At 73.8% G+C, this 14,927-nt stretch carries 15 protein-coding genes; all 15 read left to right on the forward strand.

Translation table 11 applies throughout. The features are described from left to right. Nucleotides 1-10: 10 nt before the first annotated feature. On the forward strand, nt 11-1,225 hold the full coding sequence (alr, locus tag ATJ97_RS14750) for an alanine racemase (protein WP_245862566.1): 1,215 nt from the start codon (nt 11-13) through the stop codon (nt 1,223-1,225). Then, nucleotides 1,222-1,755 carry a tRNA (adenosine(37)-N6)-threonylcarbamoyltransferase complex ATPase subunit type 1 TsaE gene (gene tsaE / locus ATJ97_RS14755; RefSeq protein ID WP_211287247.1) on the forward strand — a complete coding sequence of 178 codons (534 nt, stop codon included), beginning with the start codon at nt 1,222-1,224 and terminating at the stop codon, nt 1,753-1,755. Before alr ends, tsaE begins: the two co-directional genes overlap by 4 nt. Then, a complete protein-coding gene (locus tag ATJ97_RS14760; protein ID WP_098484380.1) occupies nt 1,752-2,579 on the forward strand; it encodes a hypothetical protein in 828 nt (275 codons plus the stop codon). Before tsaE ends, ATJ97_RS14760 begins: the two co-directional genes overlap by 4 nt. Nucleotides 2,580-2,634: 55 nt before the next feature. Continuing rightward, nucleotides 2,635-3,342, forward strand: coding sequence for a tRNA (adenosine(37)-N6)-threonylcarbamoyltransferase complex dimerization subunit type 1 TsaB (gene tsaB / locus ATJ97_RS14765; RefSeq protein WP_098484381.1), 708 nt, complete (start codon nt 2,635-2,637; stop codon nt 3,340-3,342). Nucleotides 3,343-3,347: 5 nt separating this feature from the next. Next, a complete protein-coding gene (rimI, locus tag ATJ97_RS14770; protein ID WP_098484382.1) occupies nt 3,348-3,848 on the forward strand; it encodes a ribosomal protein S18-alanine N-acetyltransferase in 501 nt (166 codons plus the stop codon). Continuing rightward, entirely contained in the window at nt 3,841-4,701 is an 861-nt protein-coding gene (locus ATJ97_RS14775) for a sulfurtransferase (protein ID WP_098484383.1), read from the forward strand. The genes rimI and ATJ97_RS14775 overlap by 8 nt, the downstream gene beginning before the upstream one ends. A gap of 258 nt (nt 4,702-4,959) precedes the next feature. Further along, nucleotides 4,960-5,655, forward strand: coding sequence for a succinate dehydrogenase cytochrome b subunit (locus tag ATJ97_RS14780; protein ID WP_098484384.1), 696 nt, complete (start codon nt 4,960-4,962; stop codon nt 5,653-5,655). Between the two features lie 14 nt (nt 5,656-5,669). Then, nucleotides 5,670-7,655, forward strand: a complete 1,986-nt coding sequence (locus ATJ97_RS14785) for a fumarate reductase/succinate dehydrogenase flavoprotein subunit (protein ID WP_098484385.1) — start codon at nt 5,670-5,672, stop codon at nt 7,653-7,655. Continuing rightward, on the forward strand, nt 7,652-8,395 hold the full coding sequence (locus ATJ97_RS14790) for a succinate dehydrogenase/fumarate reductase iron-sulfur subunit (protein WP_098484386.1): 744 nt from the start codon (nt 7,652-7,654) through the stop codon (nt 8,393-8,395). The genes ATJ97_RS14785 and ATJ97_RS14790 overlap by 4 nt, the downstream gene beginning before the upstream one ends. Nucleotides 8,396-8,730: 335 nt before the next feature. Continuing rightward, nucleotides 8,731-10,245: an ABC transporter substrate-binding protein gene (locus ATJ97_RS14795; protein WP_098484387.1), complete on the forward strand. Its 1,515-nt coding sequence runs from the start codon at nt 8,731-8,733 to the stop codon at nt 10,243-10,245. Nucleotides 10,246-10,324: 79 nt separating this feature from the next. Further along, nucleotides 10,325-11,290: an ABC transporter permease gene (locus ATJ97_RS14800; RefSeq protein WP_098484388.1), complete on the forward strand. Its 966-nt coding sequence runs from the start codon at nt 10,325-10,327 to the stop codon at nt 11,288-11,290. Then, on the forward strand, nt 11,287-12,201 hold the full coding sequence (locus ATJ97_RS14805) for an ABC transporter permease (RefSeq protein WP_098484389.1): 915 nt from the start codon (nt 11,287-11,289) through the stop codon (nt 12,199-12,201). The genes ATJ97_RS14800 and ATJ97_RS14805 overlap by 4 nt, the downstream gene beginning before the upstream one ends. After that, a complete protein-coding gene (locus ATJ97_RS14810; RefSeq protein ID WP_098484390.1) occupies nt 12,198-13,043 on the forward strand; it encodes an ATP-binding cassette domain-containing protein in 846 nt (281 codons plus the stop codon). Before ATJ97_RS14805 ends, ATJ97_RS14810 begins: the two co-directional genes overlap by 4 nt. Further along, a complete protein-coding gene (locus ATJ97_RS14815) occupies nt 13,040-13,813 on the forward strand; it encodes an ABC transporter ATP-binding protein (RefSeq protein ID WP_098484391.1) in 774 nt (257 codons plus the stop codon). The genes ATJ97_RS14810 and ATJ97_RS14815 overlap by 4 nt, the downstream gene beginning before the upstream one ends. A 50-nt stretch (nt 13,814-13,863) precedes the next feature. Then, nucleotides 13,864-14,907: a tRNA (adenosine(37)-N6)-threonylcarbamoyltransferase complex transferase subunit TsaD gene (gene tsaD, locus ATJ97_RS14820; RefSeq protein ID WP_098484392.1), complete on the forward strand. Its 1,044-nt coding sequence runs from the start codon at nt 13,864-13,866 to the stop codon at nt 14,905-14,907. Nucleotides 14,908-14,927 lie beyond the last annotated feature (20 nt).

Here is a 14,927-nt window from a genome sequence, read left to right on the forward strand (position 1 = left end):
ACTGGGGCGCGTGAGTTCTCCCGTCCGCACGACCCCGACCGACCTGGCGGCAGCCGCCGTGGCACACCCCGCCCGCGCCGTCGTCGACCTCTCGGCGGTCCGCCACAACGTCGGCGTGCTGGCCCAGGCGGCACCGACGGCGCAGGTCATGGCCGTCGCGAAGGCCGACGCGTACGGGCACGGCCTCCTGCCCGTGGCCCGCGCCGCGCTCGCGGGCGGGGCCACCTGGCTCGGGGTCGCCCAGCTGCCCGAGGCGCTCGAGCTGCGCGCCGGCCTGGACGCGGCCGCCGGCCCGGCGGGCCCGCGCCCGCGCATCCTCACCTGGATCTTCGCCCCCGGCGCCCCGCTCGGGCGCGCCCTCGAGGCCGACCTGGACGTCTCCGCCTCCGCGCCGTGGGCGGTCGAGGAGATCGCCGCGGCGGCCCGCGCCACCGGCCGCACCGCCCGGGTCCACCTCAAGGTCGACACCGGCATGGGCCGCGGCGGCGCCCGCCCCGAGGCCTTCGGCGACCTGCTCCACGCCGCCCTGCGCGCCCGGTCCGAGGGCACGGTCGACGTCGTCGGGATCTGGTCCCACCTCGCCTGCGCCGACGAGGTCGACAACCCCGTCACGGCACGGCAGACCGCCGTCTTCACCGCCGCCCTCGACCAGGCCGCGCGGGCGGGCGTGCGCCCCGAGGTCCGCCACCTCGCGGCCTCCTCGGGGACCCTGTTCCACCCCGCCACCCACTTCGACCTCGTCCGCCCCGGGATCGCCGTCTACGGCCTCACCCCGGCGCCCGACGTCGCCGGCTCCGCCGCGCTCGGGCTGCGGCCCGCGATGCGGCTGGAGGCCCGGCTCACCGTGGTCAAGCCCGTCCCGGCCGGGACCCCGCTGTCCTACGGGCACACCGCCCGGACGAGCACGGACACCCACGTCGCCGTCGTCCCCCTCGGCTACGGTGACGGGATCCCACGGGCCGCGTCGAACCGCGGCCCGATCACCGTGGCCGGGCGCCGGCTGCACGTCGCGGGCCGCGTCTGCATGGACCAGCTCGTCGTCGACCTCGGCCCCGAGGGGGCCGACGTGCGCGAGGGCGACACGGCCGTCCTCTTCGGGGAGGGCGACGACGTCCCCTCCGCGGACGAGTGGGCCGAGGCCAGCGGCACCATCAACTACGAGATCGTCACCCGGCTCGGTGCCCGGGTGCCGCGCCTGCACGTCGACCCGGAGGCACGCCCGTGACGTACACGCTGACCCTCGCCGACCCCGACGCCACCCGCGACCTCGGGCGGCGCCTCGCGGCCTTGCTGCGGGCGGGGGACCTCGTCCTCCTCTCGGGCGACCTCGGGGCCGGCAAGACCACGCTCACCCAGGGCATCGGCGACGGGCTCGGGGTCCGCGGCCAGGTGGCCTCCCCGACCTTCATCATCGCCCGCGTGCACCCGTCGCTGGGCGCCGGCCCGGACCTGGTGCACGTGGACGCCTACCGGCTGGGCTCGCTCGACGAGGTGGACGCCCTCGACCTCGACACGTCCCTGGAGGACTCCGTCACCGTGGTCGAGTGGGGGGAGGGCAAGGTCGAGGCGCTCTCCGCCGACCGGCTGGAGATCCACGTGCGGCGCCCGCGCGGCTCCGACGGCGCACCCGACGCGGCCTCCCCCCTGCTGGAGGAGCTCGGCGCGCCGGCCGCCCGCGAGGTGGAGGTCCGGCCCGTCGGGCAGCGCTGGGCGGGGATCGACCTCACCGCCGCGCTGAGCACCGGACGGCCGTGAGCCTCCCGCGGCGCACCGTGCGGGGCGCGCTGACCGCGCTGCTCGTGGTGCTCCTCGCCGTCGTCCTCTCCCCGGGGGCCGCGGCGACCCCCGAGCCCGGTCCGGCGGCGCAGACACCGCCGGTGGCCGAGGGCGTGCCGGACCAGGTCGCCCAGTGGTTCCGCTCCAAGGCCGGCGACGTGATCGCCACCCAGGGCGGCGCGGAGCTCGACCTCGGCGCCGAGCAGCGCGCCGCCGTCCAGCTCGGGCTCGTGCGCACCGTCACCACCTGGTCCGCCGGCTTCCGCTCCCCGGGCGGCGACCCCCAGCCGCCCCTGGAGACGACGTCGCGATGGGTCAGCCCGATCGACCTGGACGGGCAGGGGGTCGGGGTCCTGGTGGCTGGCCTCGACGGCACCGGCACCGTCGTGGCCGAGCAGCTGCGCCACAGCCCGGACCTCGCGGACGCGTTGCTCGAGCTCGCGCCGGAACGCCCCGCCATCCACGACGTGCCCCTCGACGCGTGGTTCACGGTCGCCGACGGCGACGTCCTGCCGCTCGACGACGCCGCGCACGCCGCCCTCGCCGGGGCCGTCCCGCTCGAGGTCTACCGCTCCTTCGTCCAGGAGCGCTACGCGGTGTCGAACCCGAACCAGCCCGGCTCGGCCGTGCCCGACGAGCACTCCTGGGCGCCGGCGGTCTGGGTGGCCGCCGCCCTGCTGCTGCTCCTCGGCTGGGCCGGGGTCGTCGTGTGGCTGCGCCGGGAGAACGAGGCCGCCGACGTCCGCGAGCACCGCCCGCCCCGCCCGCGAAGCCTGCCGCGTTCCCGGCCCGGGCGACGCTGACCGGTTGCCGACGCCGCTGAGCGGACGCGGCGCCGAGGCGCACTACCCTGGACCGGTGCGCATCCTGAGCCTGGACACCTCCGGCGGCAGCTCCGTCGCCCTCGTCGAGACCGGCCCCGGCGGCGTCAGCGTGCTCGACCGGGCGGAGGGGGCCGACCCGCGCCGCCACGCCGAGAGCCTCGCCCCGCTCATCGCCGGTGTCCTCGACGGTGCGCCGGACCCCGTCGCCGTCGCCGTCGGCACGGGCCCGGCGCCCTTCACCGGTCTGCGCGCCGGGCTGGTGACGGCGCACGTCTTCGCCCGCGGCCGCGGGCTGGAGGTGCTGGGCGTGTGCTCCCTCGACGTCCTGGCCCGCCAGGCGCTCGACGTGCTCGGCCCGCGGGACGGCACCGCCGAGGTGCTGGTGGTCACCGACGCGCGCCGCAAGGAGGTCTACTGGGCCCGGTACCGGGCCGAGGGTCTCGACGACGTCGCCCGGCTCGCGGGGCCCGAGGTCGCCGCCCCGGCCGTGGTGGCCGAGGCGCACGCGGCCGCGCTCGCCGAGGGCCTCGCCGTCGCCGGTGCGGGGACGGTCCTCTACCCCGAGCTGCTGCCGGGCACGCCCGGGCTGCCGGTCGCCGTGGACCCGGCCGTGCTGGCCCGGATCGCCGCTGCCCGGCTCGCTGCCCGCGAGGCCGGCCGGGACGTCGAGCTCGGGACCGAGCCGCGATACCTGCGCCGGCCCGACGTGCACCCGGCCGCGGCGCCCAAACGGGCGTCCTGACCCGGATGGACGTGCGGCTGCGCCCCCTGCGCCTGGACGACCTCGACCGCGTCATGGAGCTGGAGGACCAGCTCTTCGGACCGGGCGCCTGGAGCCGCGGCGCGTACGTCGAGGAGCTCACCACGGCCCCGGGACGTACCTACGTGGCCGCCGTCGTCGGCACTGAGGAGCGGGAGCGGCTGGTCGGCTACGCGGGCCTGGCGGCCGCGGACGAGGCACAGGTCATGACCGTCGGCGTGGACGCGGCCTACCGCCGGCGCGGCATCGGCGCCCGGCTCGTCGACTCCCTCCTCGCGGCGGCACGCGAGCACGGGGCCCGCACCGTGCTGCTCGAGGTGCGAGCGAGCGACGAGGGGGCGCAACGGCTGTACCGCCGGGCGGGGTTCGAGCCGGTCGGACGCCGGCGCCACTACTACCAGGCGGAGCGCGAGGACGCCGTCGTCATGCGGGCCCGGCTGACACCCTCGCCCGGACCGGTCGGGACGGAAGGAGCAGGGCGTGCGTGAGCAGGTGCTGGTGACGGCGGAGGAGCTCGCCCAGGAGCTCGCCTCGGCGCGGCCGCCCGCCGTGCTCGACGTGCGGTGGTCGCTCGCCCGGCCCGACGGGCGCGCGGACTTCCGTGCCGGCCACGTCCCCGGTGCGGTGTTCGTGGACCTCGAGACCGAGCTGGCCGCCCCGCCCAGCGCGGCAGCCGGCCGCCACCCGCTCCCCGACCCCGCGGACCTGCAGGCCGCGGCCCGGCGCTGGGGGCTGCGCCGGGGGAGCCGCGTCGTCGTCTACGACGACGTCGGCGGCACCTCCGCCGCCCGCGCCTGGTGGCTGCTGCGCTGGGCCGGCCTGGAGGACGTGCGCATCCTCGACGGTGCCCTCGCCGCCTGGACCCGGGCGGGCGGGGCGCTGGAGAGCGGCGACGTCGTGCCCTCGGCGGGCGACGTCGTGCTCCCGCTGGCCGCGGGCACCGCCGGCCCCGGCATGCCCACCACGGACGCCGACGGCGCGGCCGCCTGGCCGGGCCACGGCCTCCTCCTCGACGCCCGGGCGCCGGAGCGTTACCGCGGCGAGGTCGAGCCGGTCGACCCGCGCGCCGGTCACGTCCCCGGCGCCCGCAGCGCCCCGACGACGGCGAACCTGGGGGAGGACGGGACGTTCCTGCCGGAGGGCGAGCTGCGCCGTCGCCTCGCGGAGGTGGGCGCTGACGAGGGGGCCGCCGTCGCCGTCTACTGCGGCTCCGGTGTCACCGCCGCGCACGCGGTCGCGGCCCTGGCCAGCATCGGCGTCGACGCCGCCCTGTACCCGGGCTCGTGGTCCCAGTGGTCCGCGGACCCCGCACGACCCGCTGCGACGGGTGCCCGGCCCTGACGGTGGATGACGGTGCTCGACGCGTCTCTCCGGGCTCCGCGACCGCCGCGCCCGACCGTGCCCGACGGGAGGTGAGTGGCTTTTCTGAACTCCCGAAGAGGCCGTCCCGTTCCCGCCGCGGCGTGTGAGGTCAGCCACACGACATGGAACTGACACCCCGTCATTTCGGCCGGTCGGCCCCCCCTCGGTCGCCGTCGGCCTCCCCGCGGGACGGGCCGTGGCCGGACTGTGACCCAGCACTCGGTACCATCAGGACTCATGGTCACGTCCACAGTGCCGACGACGCCGCGCCGAGCCAGATACACCACCGTCGCCCTGAAGTGGGCGATGGCGATCTCCGGCATCCTCTTCGTCCTCTTCGTCCTTCTCCACATGTACGGCAACCTCAAGGCCTTCTCCGGCCAGGAGGCCTTCGACGGCTACGCCGCCAGCCTGCGCACCCTGCTGTACCCGTACCTCCCCCACGAGGGCTTCCTGTGGATCCAGCGCGTGGTGCTGCTGGTTGCCGTCGTGGTGCACGCCGGGGCGGCCATCGCGCTCTGGCGCCGGGCCCGCACCGCACGGCCGCAGCGGTACGTCGTCACCAGGCGCACGGCGCAGACCTACTCGGCGCGCACCGTGCGCTGGGGCGGTCTCATCCTGCTCGCCTTCATCATCTTCCACCTGCTGCAGTTCACGACCCTGACGATCAACGTCGGCGGTGAGTTCGACAGCCCGTACGAACGGCTCGTGGCCGCGTTCTCGCACTGGTGGCTGTACCTCGTCTACCTGGTCGCGATCGTCATGCTCACCATGCACGTGCGCCACGGCGTGTGGAGCGCCCTGCAGACGCTGGGCGCCTCGGACCGCAGCCGCCAGCGGGCGATCAACCTTCTCGCGTACGTCGTCGCGGCGGCCCTGCTGATCGGGTTCATGCTCCCGCCCACCGCCATCCTGCTCGGCTTCGTGAACTGAGGACTGAACTACTGATGACTTCCACCATCGAGACCACCGACCTCGTCGCGGGCCTGTACCGCGAGGGCGCGGACATCGCGGACACGAAGGCGCCGGCGGGACCGCTGCAGAACCGCTGGGAGGAGCGCAAGTTCTCCGCCCGGCTCGTCAACCCGGCCAACCGCCGCAAGATGCACATCATCATCGTCGGCACCGGGCTGGCCGGCTCCTCCGCCGCGGCCACCCTGGGGGAGGCGGGCTACAACGTCAGCACGTTCTTCTACCAGGACTCCCCGCGGCGCGCACACTCGATCGCCGCCCAGGGCGGCATCAACGCCGCGAAAAACTACAAGAACGACAACGACTCCGTCTACCGGCTGTTCTACGACACGGTGAAGGGCGGCGACTTCCGCTCTCGCGAGTCGAACGTCTACCGCCTGGCCGAGGTCAGCGCGAACATCATCGACCAGGCCGTCGCCCAGGGCGTGCCGTTCGCCCGCGAGTACGGCGGCCTCCTCGACAACCGCTCCTTCGGCGGCGTCCAGGTCTCCCGCACCTTCTACGCCCGCGGCCAGACCGGTCAGCAGCTGCTCATCGGCGCCTACCAGGCGCTCGAGCGCCAGGTGGCCGCCGGCACGGTGAAGACCTACGCCCGTCACGAGATGCTCGAGCTCGTCGTCGTGGACGGCCGGGCTCGCGGGATCATCGCCCGCGACATGGTCACGGGTGAGATCGAGACCCACCTGGCCGACGTCGTCGTCCTCGCCACGGGCGGCTACGGCAACGTCTTCTACCTGTCGACGAACGCGATGGGCTCCAACGTCACCGCCACCTGGCGGGCCCACCGTAAGGGCGCCTACTTCGGCAACCCCTGCTACACGCAGATCCACCCCACGTGCATCCCGGTGGCCGGTGAGTACCAGTCCAAGCTGACGCTCATGTCCGAGTCGCTGCGCAACGACGGGCGGATCTGGGTGCCCAAGCGCGTGGAGGACTGCACCAAGGACCCGCGGGAGATCCCCGAGGAGGACCGCGACTACTACCTCGAGCGCATCTACCCGGCGTTCGGCAACCTCGTGCCGCGCGACATCGCCTCGCGCGCCGCGAAGAACGTCTGCGACGAGGGCCGCGGCGTCGGCCCGGAGGTCGAGGGGGTGCGCCGCGGCGTGTACCTCGACTTCGCCGAGGCCATCGGGCGCCTGGGCCGCGGAGCCGTGTCGGCGAAGTACGGCAACCTCTTCGACATGTACCAGCGCATCACCGGCGAGGACCCGTACGAGGTCCCGATGCGCATCTACCCGGCCGTGCACTACACGATGGGCGGGCTGTGGGTCGACTACGACCTGCAGTCGACCATCCCGGGCCTGTTCGTGACCGGCGAGGCGAACTTCTCCGACCACGGCGCCAACCGGCTCGGCGCGTCCGCGCTGATGCAGGGCCTCTCCGACGGGTACTTCGTGCTGCCGAACACGATCAACGACTACCTGGCGGACGCGCCGTTCGAGAAGATCCCGGACAGCCACCCCGCCGTCGTCGAGGCCCGGGAGTCCGTGCAGGCCCGCATCCACCACCTGCTGAGCACCAACGGCACCCGCTCGGTCGACTCCTTCCACAAGGAGCTCGGCCACATCATGTGGGAGTACTGCGGCATGGAGCGCAGCGAGCAGGGGCTGCAGAAGGCGATCGAGCTCATCCGGGCGCTGCGCGAGGAGTTCTGGCGCGAGGTGAAGGTCCTCGGCGAGGCCGACGAGCTGAACCAGGCGCTCGAGCGGGCCGGCCGGGTGGCCGACTTCCTCGAGCTGGGTGAGCTCATGTGCATCGACGCCCTGCACCGCCGCGAGTCCTGCGGCGGTCACTTCCGGGCCGAGTCCCAGACCGAGGACGGCGAGGCGCTGCGCCACGACGACGAGTTCGCCTACGTCGCCGCGTGGGAGTGGGGCGGGACCGACGGCGCGCCGGTCCTGCACAAGGAAGAGCTGAACTACGAGTACGTCGAGATGAAGCAGCGGAGCTACAAGTGAAGATCACCCTCAAAGTCATGCGCCAGGCCGGCCCGCACGCCGAGCCGCGCCTGGTGGCCTACGAGCTTCTGGGTGTCACGGAGGACATGTCGTTCCTCGAGATGCTCGACGTCCTCAACGAGGAGCTCACCGCCCGCGGCGAGGACCCGGTGGCGTTCGACTCCGACTGCCGCGAGGGCATCTGCGGCATGTGCGGCATCATGATCAACGGCCAGGCCCACGGTCCGGAGCGCACCACCACGTGCCAGCTGCACATGCGCTCCTTCAAGGACGGCGACACGATCACCCTCGAGCCGTGGCGCGCCAGCGCGTTCCCGGTCATCAAGGACCTCGTCGTGGACCGCTCGGCCTTCGACCGCATCATCCAGGCCGGCGGCTACATCTCCGTCAACACCGGCGCGGCCCCGGACGCCCACGCCACCCCGGTGCCCAAGGAGAACGCGGACCGCGCCTTCGAGGCCGCCGCCTGCATCGGCTGCGGCGCCTGCGTGGCCGCGTGCCCGAACGCCTCCTCGATGCTGTTCACCGCCGCGAAGGTCACCCACCTCGGCCTGCTGCCTCAGGGCCAGCCGGAGCGTGAGGCCCGCGTGGTCAACATGCTGCAGCAGCAGGACGCCGAGGGCTTCGGCGGGTGCACGAACATCGGCGAGTGCGCCGCGGTGTGCCCGAAGGAGATCCCGCTCGACGTCATCAGCACCCTCAACGCCGACCTCGGCCACGCGCTCGTGCGCAACAAGTAGCACCGGCCCCGCGTGCGGCGCCCCGCCGCCCCGCGTGGCAGCCGCCCCCGCGGGAGATCCGCCCGCGAGTCAGGCCCCCGGTCCTCGGACCGGGGGCCTGCGCCGTCTCAGGGCCTGGTACCTGGGTGCCCCTCCGCAGGCGCGCCCAGCGGTCGGGGGGCGGCGGCCGTCGCGTACCGCACGTGCTCGGGCGAGGGCGCCCGGGCCGCGTGCACGAGCCCCGCGCGCCGTCTCACGGCGTGGTACCCGCGCCGGCCCACGTGGGCGCGCGTCCGTCGTCGGGGTTAGGTTGAGGAACGGCGGGGCGTCCGCCGTCGTGAGAGGAACTTCGATCGATGAGAACCAACCGCCGGACCCTTCCGGCCGTCGCCGCCCTGCTCGCCACGATGGCACTCGTCGTCGGCTGCGGGTCCGGGGGCGGTGGTGACGACGCGACCGGGGGAGGCGCCTCCGACGCCGAGATCCACGTCGGCTCGCTGTACGAGCCGCAGAACCTGAGCAACGTGGACGGCGGGGGCCAGGGCGTCACCGAGGCGCTCAACGGCAACGTGTACGAGGGCCTGTTCAAGCTGACCGACGACGGCGAGGTCGAGAACCTCCTGGCCGAGGACTACACGGTCAGCGACGACGGTCTCACCTACACCGTCACCCTCCGCGACGGCGTCACGTTCCACTCCGGCAAGAAGCTCACCGCCGAGGACGTTCGCAAGAGCGTCGAGCGGGTCGTCGCGGAGAACTCCCAGTCCGCCCGGAAGTCCTCGTTCGAGCCGCTCGCCTCCGTGGAGGCCACCGACGACCGGACGGTCGTCTTCACGCTCGACACGCCCTCGATCTCCTTCCCCTACAACCTCAGCTACGTCTGGATCGTCAACACCGACGCCGGGGACCTCAAGACGCAGGAGGACGGCACCGGGCCCTACACCGTCGGGGACTGGACCCGCGGCTCGAGCCTGACGCTGAACCGGTGGGACGAGTACTGGGGCGACCCCGCGGCCAACGCCGAGGTCGTGTTCCACTACTTCACCGACGCCAGCGCCATGGGCAACGCCCTGCTGACCAACGAGGTCGACGTCCTCACCTCGGTCCAGAGCCCCGACGCCCTGGCGCAGTTCGAGAACAAACCGGACTACACGATCGCGGAGGGCACCTCCACCACCAAGGAGCTCCTCGCCTTCAACGACCGGGTCGCGCCGTTCGACAACGTCCAGGTCCGCAAGGCCGTCTACTCGGCGATCGACCGCGAGAAGCTGCTCAGCTCGATCTGGGGCGACTACGGGACGCTCATCGGCTCGATGGTCCCGCCGACGGACCCCTGGTACGAGGACCTCACCGACGTCAACCCCTACGACCCTGCCCTCTCCGAGAAGCTCCTCGCCGAGGCGGGCTACCCGGACGGGTTCTCCTTCACGCTCGACACCCCCACCTACGACCCCCACCCGACCGTGGCCGAGTTCGTGCAGAGCGAGCTGGCCAAGGTGGGCATCACCGTGAAGATCAACCCGATCTCCGCCGACGAGTGGTACACGAAGGTCTTCCAGAACCACGACTTCGAGGCCACGCTCCAGGAGCACGTCAACGACCGCGACGTCGTCTGGTACGGGAACCCCGACTTCTACTGGGGCTACGACAACCCGCAGGTCACTGCGTGGGTGAAGGAGGCCGAGCAGGCCAAGACCCCGGAGGAGCAGACCGCGAAGCTGCTCCAGGTGAACCGGCAGATCGCGGAGGACGCGGCCAGCGCGTGGCTGTACCTGTACCCGCAGATCGTCGTCTCCTCCAGCGACGTCACCGGCTACCCGGTCAACGGCCTGAACTCCCAGTTCTTCGTCTACGACATCACCAAGAGCTGACAGCCTGACAACCGAGCGGACCGGCGCCCCGGGGCGTCCGGTCCGCGCCACGCGGCCACGACGACGAGAGGAGGTTCCAGTGACCCGTTACGTCGCCCGGCGGACGCTGTTCCTGGTGCTCTCCCTCGCCGTCGCGATGGTGGTGATCTTCGCGCTGCTGCGCCTGCTGCCCGGCGACCCGGCGAACGCGCTGCTCTCGATCGACGCGACCCCGGAGCAGATCGCCGCGGCCCGTGAGCAGGTCGGGGCCGACGAGCCGGTGCTCACGCAGCTCACCACCTGGGTCGGGCAGGTTCTCTCCGGCAACCTCGGCACGTCGTTCATCAGCGGGCGCGAGGTGCTGCCCGACGTCGTGGACCGCCTCGCGGTGACGATCCCCCTCACGCTCATCTCCTTCGTCATCGCCGCCGTCCTGGCGAGCGTCGTCGGCTTCGTGGCCGCCTACCGGGCGGACCGGTGGTACGGGATCGCGCTCTCGGGGCTGGCGCAGCTCGGCATCGCGGTCCCGGTGTTCTGGGTCGGCATGATCCTGGTGTGGGTCTTCGCGCTGACCCTGGGCCTGTACCCCTCCGGCGGCTACCCGCGCGAGGGCTGGGAGGAGCCGGCCGAGACGCTGCGCTACCTCGCCCTGCCGGTCGCGACCATCGTCACGGTGATGACCGCCTCCCTCGCCCGGTACGTGCGCTCCGCCTCCCAGGACGCGCTGGGCAGCGACTACCTGCGCACCGCCCGCTCCCTGGGCAGCAGCCTCCCGCGCGCGTTCTGGCGGCACGGGGCGCGCAACGCCTCGGTGCCGGTCATCGCGATCCTCGGGGTGGAGCTGGCGACGACCCTGCTCGGTGCCGTGGTCGTCGAGAGCGTCTTCTCCCTGCCCGGTCTGGGCAGCATGCTCGTCCGCGCGATCGCGCAGCACGACTACCCGAGCATCCAGGGCGTCCTCCTCGTCACCACCCTCCTGGTGCTCCTCATCGGCTTCGCCGCCGACGTCCTCCAGCGGGTCGTCGACCCCCGGCTGCGGGCCCGCACGGCGGGGAGGGCGGCATGACGACGCCGGATCTCGAGCCCGTCGCGGTCGACCCCGCCGAGGGTGCACCCGCCGCCGGTCCGGCGGGCACGGGGGCCACGGGCGCCGGTCGCCGCCGGCGCCGCCGCTCGCCCACCCTGGTCATCGGTCTCGTGCTGCTCGCCGTCGTGACCGCCGTGGCGCTGGTGTCGCTCGTCTGGCTGCCCTACGAGCTCTCCGACACCTCCGGCGGGCGGCTGGAGCCGCCCGGCCCGCAGCACTGGCTGGGCACGGACACGCTCGGCCGCGACCTGTTCAGCCAGACGATGGTCGGCACCCGCATCGCGCTCACCGTCGGCCTCGGGGCCACGGCGGTGGCGATCGTGATCGGGGTGCTCGTCGGCGTCCTCGCCGCCCTCACGCCGCCGTGGCTCGACGACACCGTCGCCTCCGCCCTCGACATCCTCATCGCGTTCCCGACGCTCCTGCTCGCCATGCTCGTCGTCGCCGCGCAGGGCTCGAGCATGTGGACCGTCGTGCTCGCCATCGGGATCGGCTCCTCCGCCATCGCGGCGCGCTTCACCCGCATCCTGAGCCGGCGTGTGCTCGCGCAGCAGTACGTCACCGCCGCCCGCACGTCCGGCACCGGCACCCTCGGGCTGGTGGTCCGGCACGTGCTGCCGAACATCTGGCCGAGCCTCGTGGTCAACGTCGCCGTCCTGTTCGGCGTGGCCGTGCTGGCCGAGGCGAGCCTGTCCTACCTCGGACTGGGCGTGCCGCCGCCGAACGCCTCGCTGGGCCGCCTCCTGCAGGAGGCCCAGGGCACCGTGACCACGGCGCCGTGGGCCGCGATCGCGCCCGGACTCGTCATCGTCGCCATGGTCCTGGGGGCCAACTTCCTCGCGGACGGCCTGCGCGACCGCTTCGACCCGGCCCGGAGGGGGAACCGATGAACGACGGCGCCCCCGTGCTCGCGGTCGACCGCCTCACCGTCGAGGCCGACGGCGGACAGCGCCTCGTCGACGACGTCTCCTTCACCCTGCACCCGGGGGAGCGGCTCGGCGTCATCGGCGAGTCCGGCTCCGGCAAGTCCCTCACCTCCCTGGCCGTCGCCGGACTGCTCGCGCCCGGGCTCACCGCCCGCGGCTCGGTCCGCCTCGCGGGCACGGAGGTCGTGGGCGCGCCCGAGGCGACTCTGAACCGCGTGCGAGGCTCCGCCGTCGCCCTCGTCTTCCAGGAGCCCCTGACCGCCCTCGACCCCCTGATGCGGGTCGGTCGGCAGATCGGCGGCCCGCTGCGGCGCCACCGCGGGTTGCGCGGGGCGGCGCTGCGCGCGGCGGTGCTCGACCTCATGGCCGAGGTCTCCCTCCCGGAGCCGGAGCGGCTGGCCAGGTCCTTTCCGCACGAGATGTCCGGCGGTCAGCGCCAGCGCGTGGCGATCGCGATGGCGCTCGCGTGCGACCCCACGGTCCTGATCACCGACGAACCCACCACCGCCCTCGACGTCACCGTCCAGGCGGAGATCCTCGAGCTGCTGCTGCGCGTGGTGCGCGAGCGCGGAACCGCGCTGGTGTTCGTCTCGCACGACATGGCGGTGGTCTCCCAGGTGGTGCAGCGGGTCATCGTCATGCGGTCCGGCGCGGTCGTGGAGGAGGGGGACGTCGCCGAGCTCGTCGCCGCCCCGCGCCACCCCTACACGCAGCGGCTCGTCGAGAGCGCCCGGACGCTCGACGCCACGCTCGGCGGGCGACCGCCCGCCGCGGGACGGGACGCGACGGCGGTGGAGCACCGATGACCGCGCTGCTCGGCCTCGACGACGTGACCTACCGCTACCGCGGGGCGCACGCCGCCGCCCTGGACGGGGTGACGCTCCCCGTCGAGGAGGGGGTGAGCCTCGGCGTCGTGGGGGAGTCGGGGTCCGGGAAGTCCACCGCCCTCTCGCTGCTGCTGGGGCTGGCCCGGCCGACGGCGGGCCGGGTGCTGCTCGACGGCGCGCCGCTGGACCTGTCCGACAGCGGGCGCCGCCGCGGGTTCCGCCGGCGGGTGCAGGTGGTGTTCCAGGACCCCTACTCCTCGCTGGACCCGCGCCAGCGCGTGGACCGGATCGTCGCCGAGCCGCTGGTCTCGCTCCGGCTCAGCCGCGGCCGGGCGGCCCGGGCCGCGGTGCTCGACGCCCTGGCGTCGGTCGACCTCGAGGCGGACGTCGCGGGCCGGTACCCGCACGAGTTCTCCGGCGGTCAGCGCCAGCGCATCGCCATCGCCCGGGCGCTCGTGACCGGGCCCCAGGTGCTGCTGGCCGACGAGCCGGTCAGCGCGCTCGACCTCAGCACCCGGCTCGGCGTCATCGGCCTGCTCGAGCGGCTCAAGCGGGAGAAGGGCCTCACCGTGGTCATGGTCTCCCACGACGTCAGCGCCGTCGCGGCGCTGTGCGAGCGCACCGTCGTGCTCAAGGACGGCCGGGTGGTCGAGCAGGGCAGCACGCGTGAGATCCTTGACGACCCGAAGGAGCCGTACACGAAGCGGCTCATCGCCGCGATCCCGCGGATCGCGGTCGGCTCCGCCTGACGGCCACGGCACCGGTCGGCGGCACGCGCGGGCGCGACTACCCTGGTCCGGTGAGCGAACCTCTCATCCTCGGCATCGAGACCTCCTGCGACGAGACCGGCTTCGCCGTCGTGCGTGGCCGGGAGCTGCTCGCCGACGTCACCGCGTCCTCCATGGAGGAGCACGCCCGGTACGGCGGCATCGTCCCGGAGGTCGCCTCGCGCGCCCACCTGGAGGCCTTCGTCCCCACCCTGGACGCCGCGCTCGAGGCCGCCGACGTCGACCTCGGTCAGCTCGACGGCATCGCCGTCACGGCGGGGCCGGGCCTCGTCGGCTCGCTCACCGTCGGCGTCTCCGGCGCCAAGGCCCTCGCGCTCGCGACCGGCAAGCCGCTCTACGGGGTCAACCACGTCATCGGCCACGCGGCCGTCGACGAGCTCGTGCACGGCCCGTTCCCCGACCGGTTCGTCGCGCTGGTGGTCTCCGGCGGCCACACGTCCCTGCTGCTGGTCGACGACATCGCCACCGGCGTCGTCGAGCTCGGGCAGACCCTCGACGACGCGGCGGGCGAGGCGTTCGACAAGGTCGGCCGCCTCCTGGGCCTGCCGTACCCCGGCGGCCCTCACGTCGACAGGCTCTCCCGCGAGGGCGACCGGGACGCCATCCGCTTCCCGCGCGGCCTGACCTCGGGCAAGGACAAGGCGCGCCACCCCTACGACTTCTCCTTCTCCGGCCTCAAGACCGCCGTGGCGCGGTACGTCGAGGCCTGCCAGGACCGCGGGGAGGAGGTGCCCGCGGCCGACGTCGCAGCAGGCTTCTCTGAGGCCGTCGCCGACGTGCTGGTCACCAAGTCGCTCGCGGCCTGCGAACGCAGCGGGTGCGACACCCTCGTCATCGGCGGAGGGTTCTCCGCGAACTCCCGGCTGCGCGAGCTCGCCGCCGAGCGGGCGGCGGAGCGTGGCATCACCGTGCGGATCCCGCCCATCCGCTACTGCACCGACAACGGGGCCATGATCGCGGCACTGGGCTCGGCGCTCGTGCGGTCCGGCGCGGCGCCGTCGCCGCTGGACCTGCCGACCGACTCGGGCATGCCGCTGGAGCTCGTGCGGGTCTGAGAGCAGGACGCCTGCCCCAC

Source organism: Georgenia soli (assembly GCF_002563695.1).
In the GTDB taxonomy this organism is placed as follows: Bacteria; Actinomycetota; Actinomycetes; order Actinomycetales; family Actinomycetaceae; genus Georgenia; species Georgenia soli.

What these genes read in the sequence shown, in the direction of transcription:
- rimI (WP_098484382.1), top strand. Translation starts at nt 3,348, where the DNA reads ATGGACGTGCGGCTGCGCCCCCTGCGCCTGGACGACCTCGACCGCGTC.
- ATJ97_RS14780 (WP_098484384.1), top strand. Translation starts at nt 4,960, where the DNA reads ATGGTCACGTCCACAGTGCCGACGACGCCGCGCCGAGCCAGATACACC.
- ATJ97_RS14785 (WP_098484385.1), top strand. Translation starts at nt 5,670, where the DNA reads ATGACTTCCACCATCGAGACCACCGACCTCGTCGCGGGCCTGTACCGC.
- ATJ97_RS14795 (WP_098484387.1), top strand. Translation starts at nt 8,731, where the DNA reads ATGAGAACCAACCGCCGGACCCTTCCGGCCGTCGCCGCCCTGCTCGCC.
- ATJ97_RS14805 (WP_098484389.1), top strand. Translation starts at nt 11,287, where the DNA reads ATGACGACGCCGGATCTCGAGCCCGTCGCGGTCGACCCCGCCGAGGGT.
- ATJ97_RS14810 (WP_098484390.1), top strand. Translation starts at nt 12,198, where the DNA reads ATGAACGACGGCGCCCCCGTGCTCGCGGTCGACCGCCTCACCGTCGAG.
- ATJ97_RS14815 (WP_098484391.1), top strand. Translation starts at nt 13,040, where the DNA reads ATGACCGCGCTGCTCGGCCTCGACGACGTGACCTACCGCTACCGCGGG.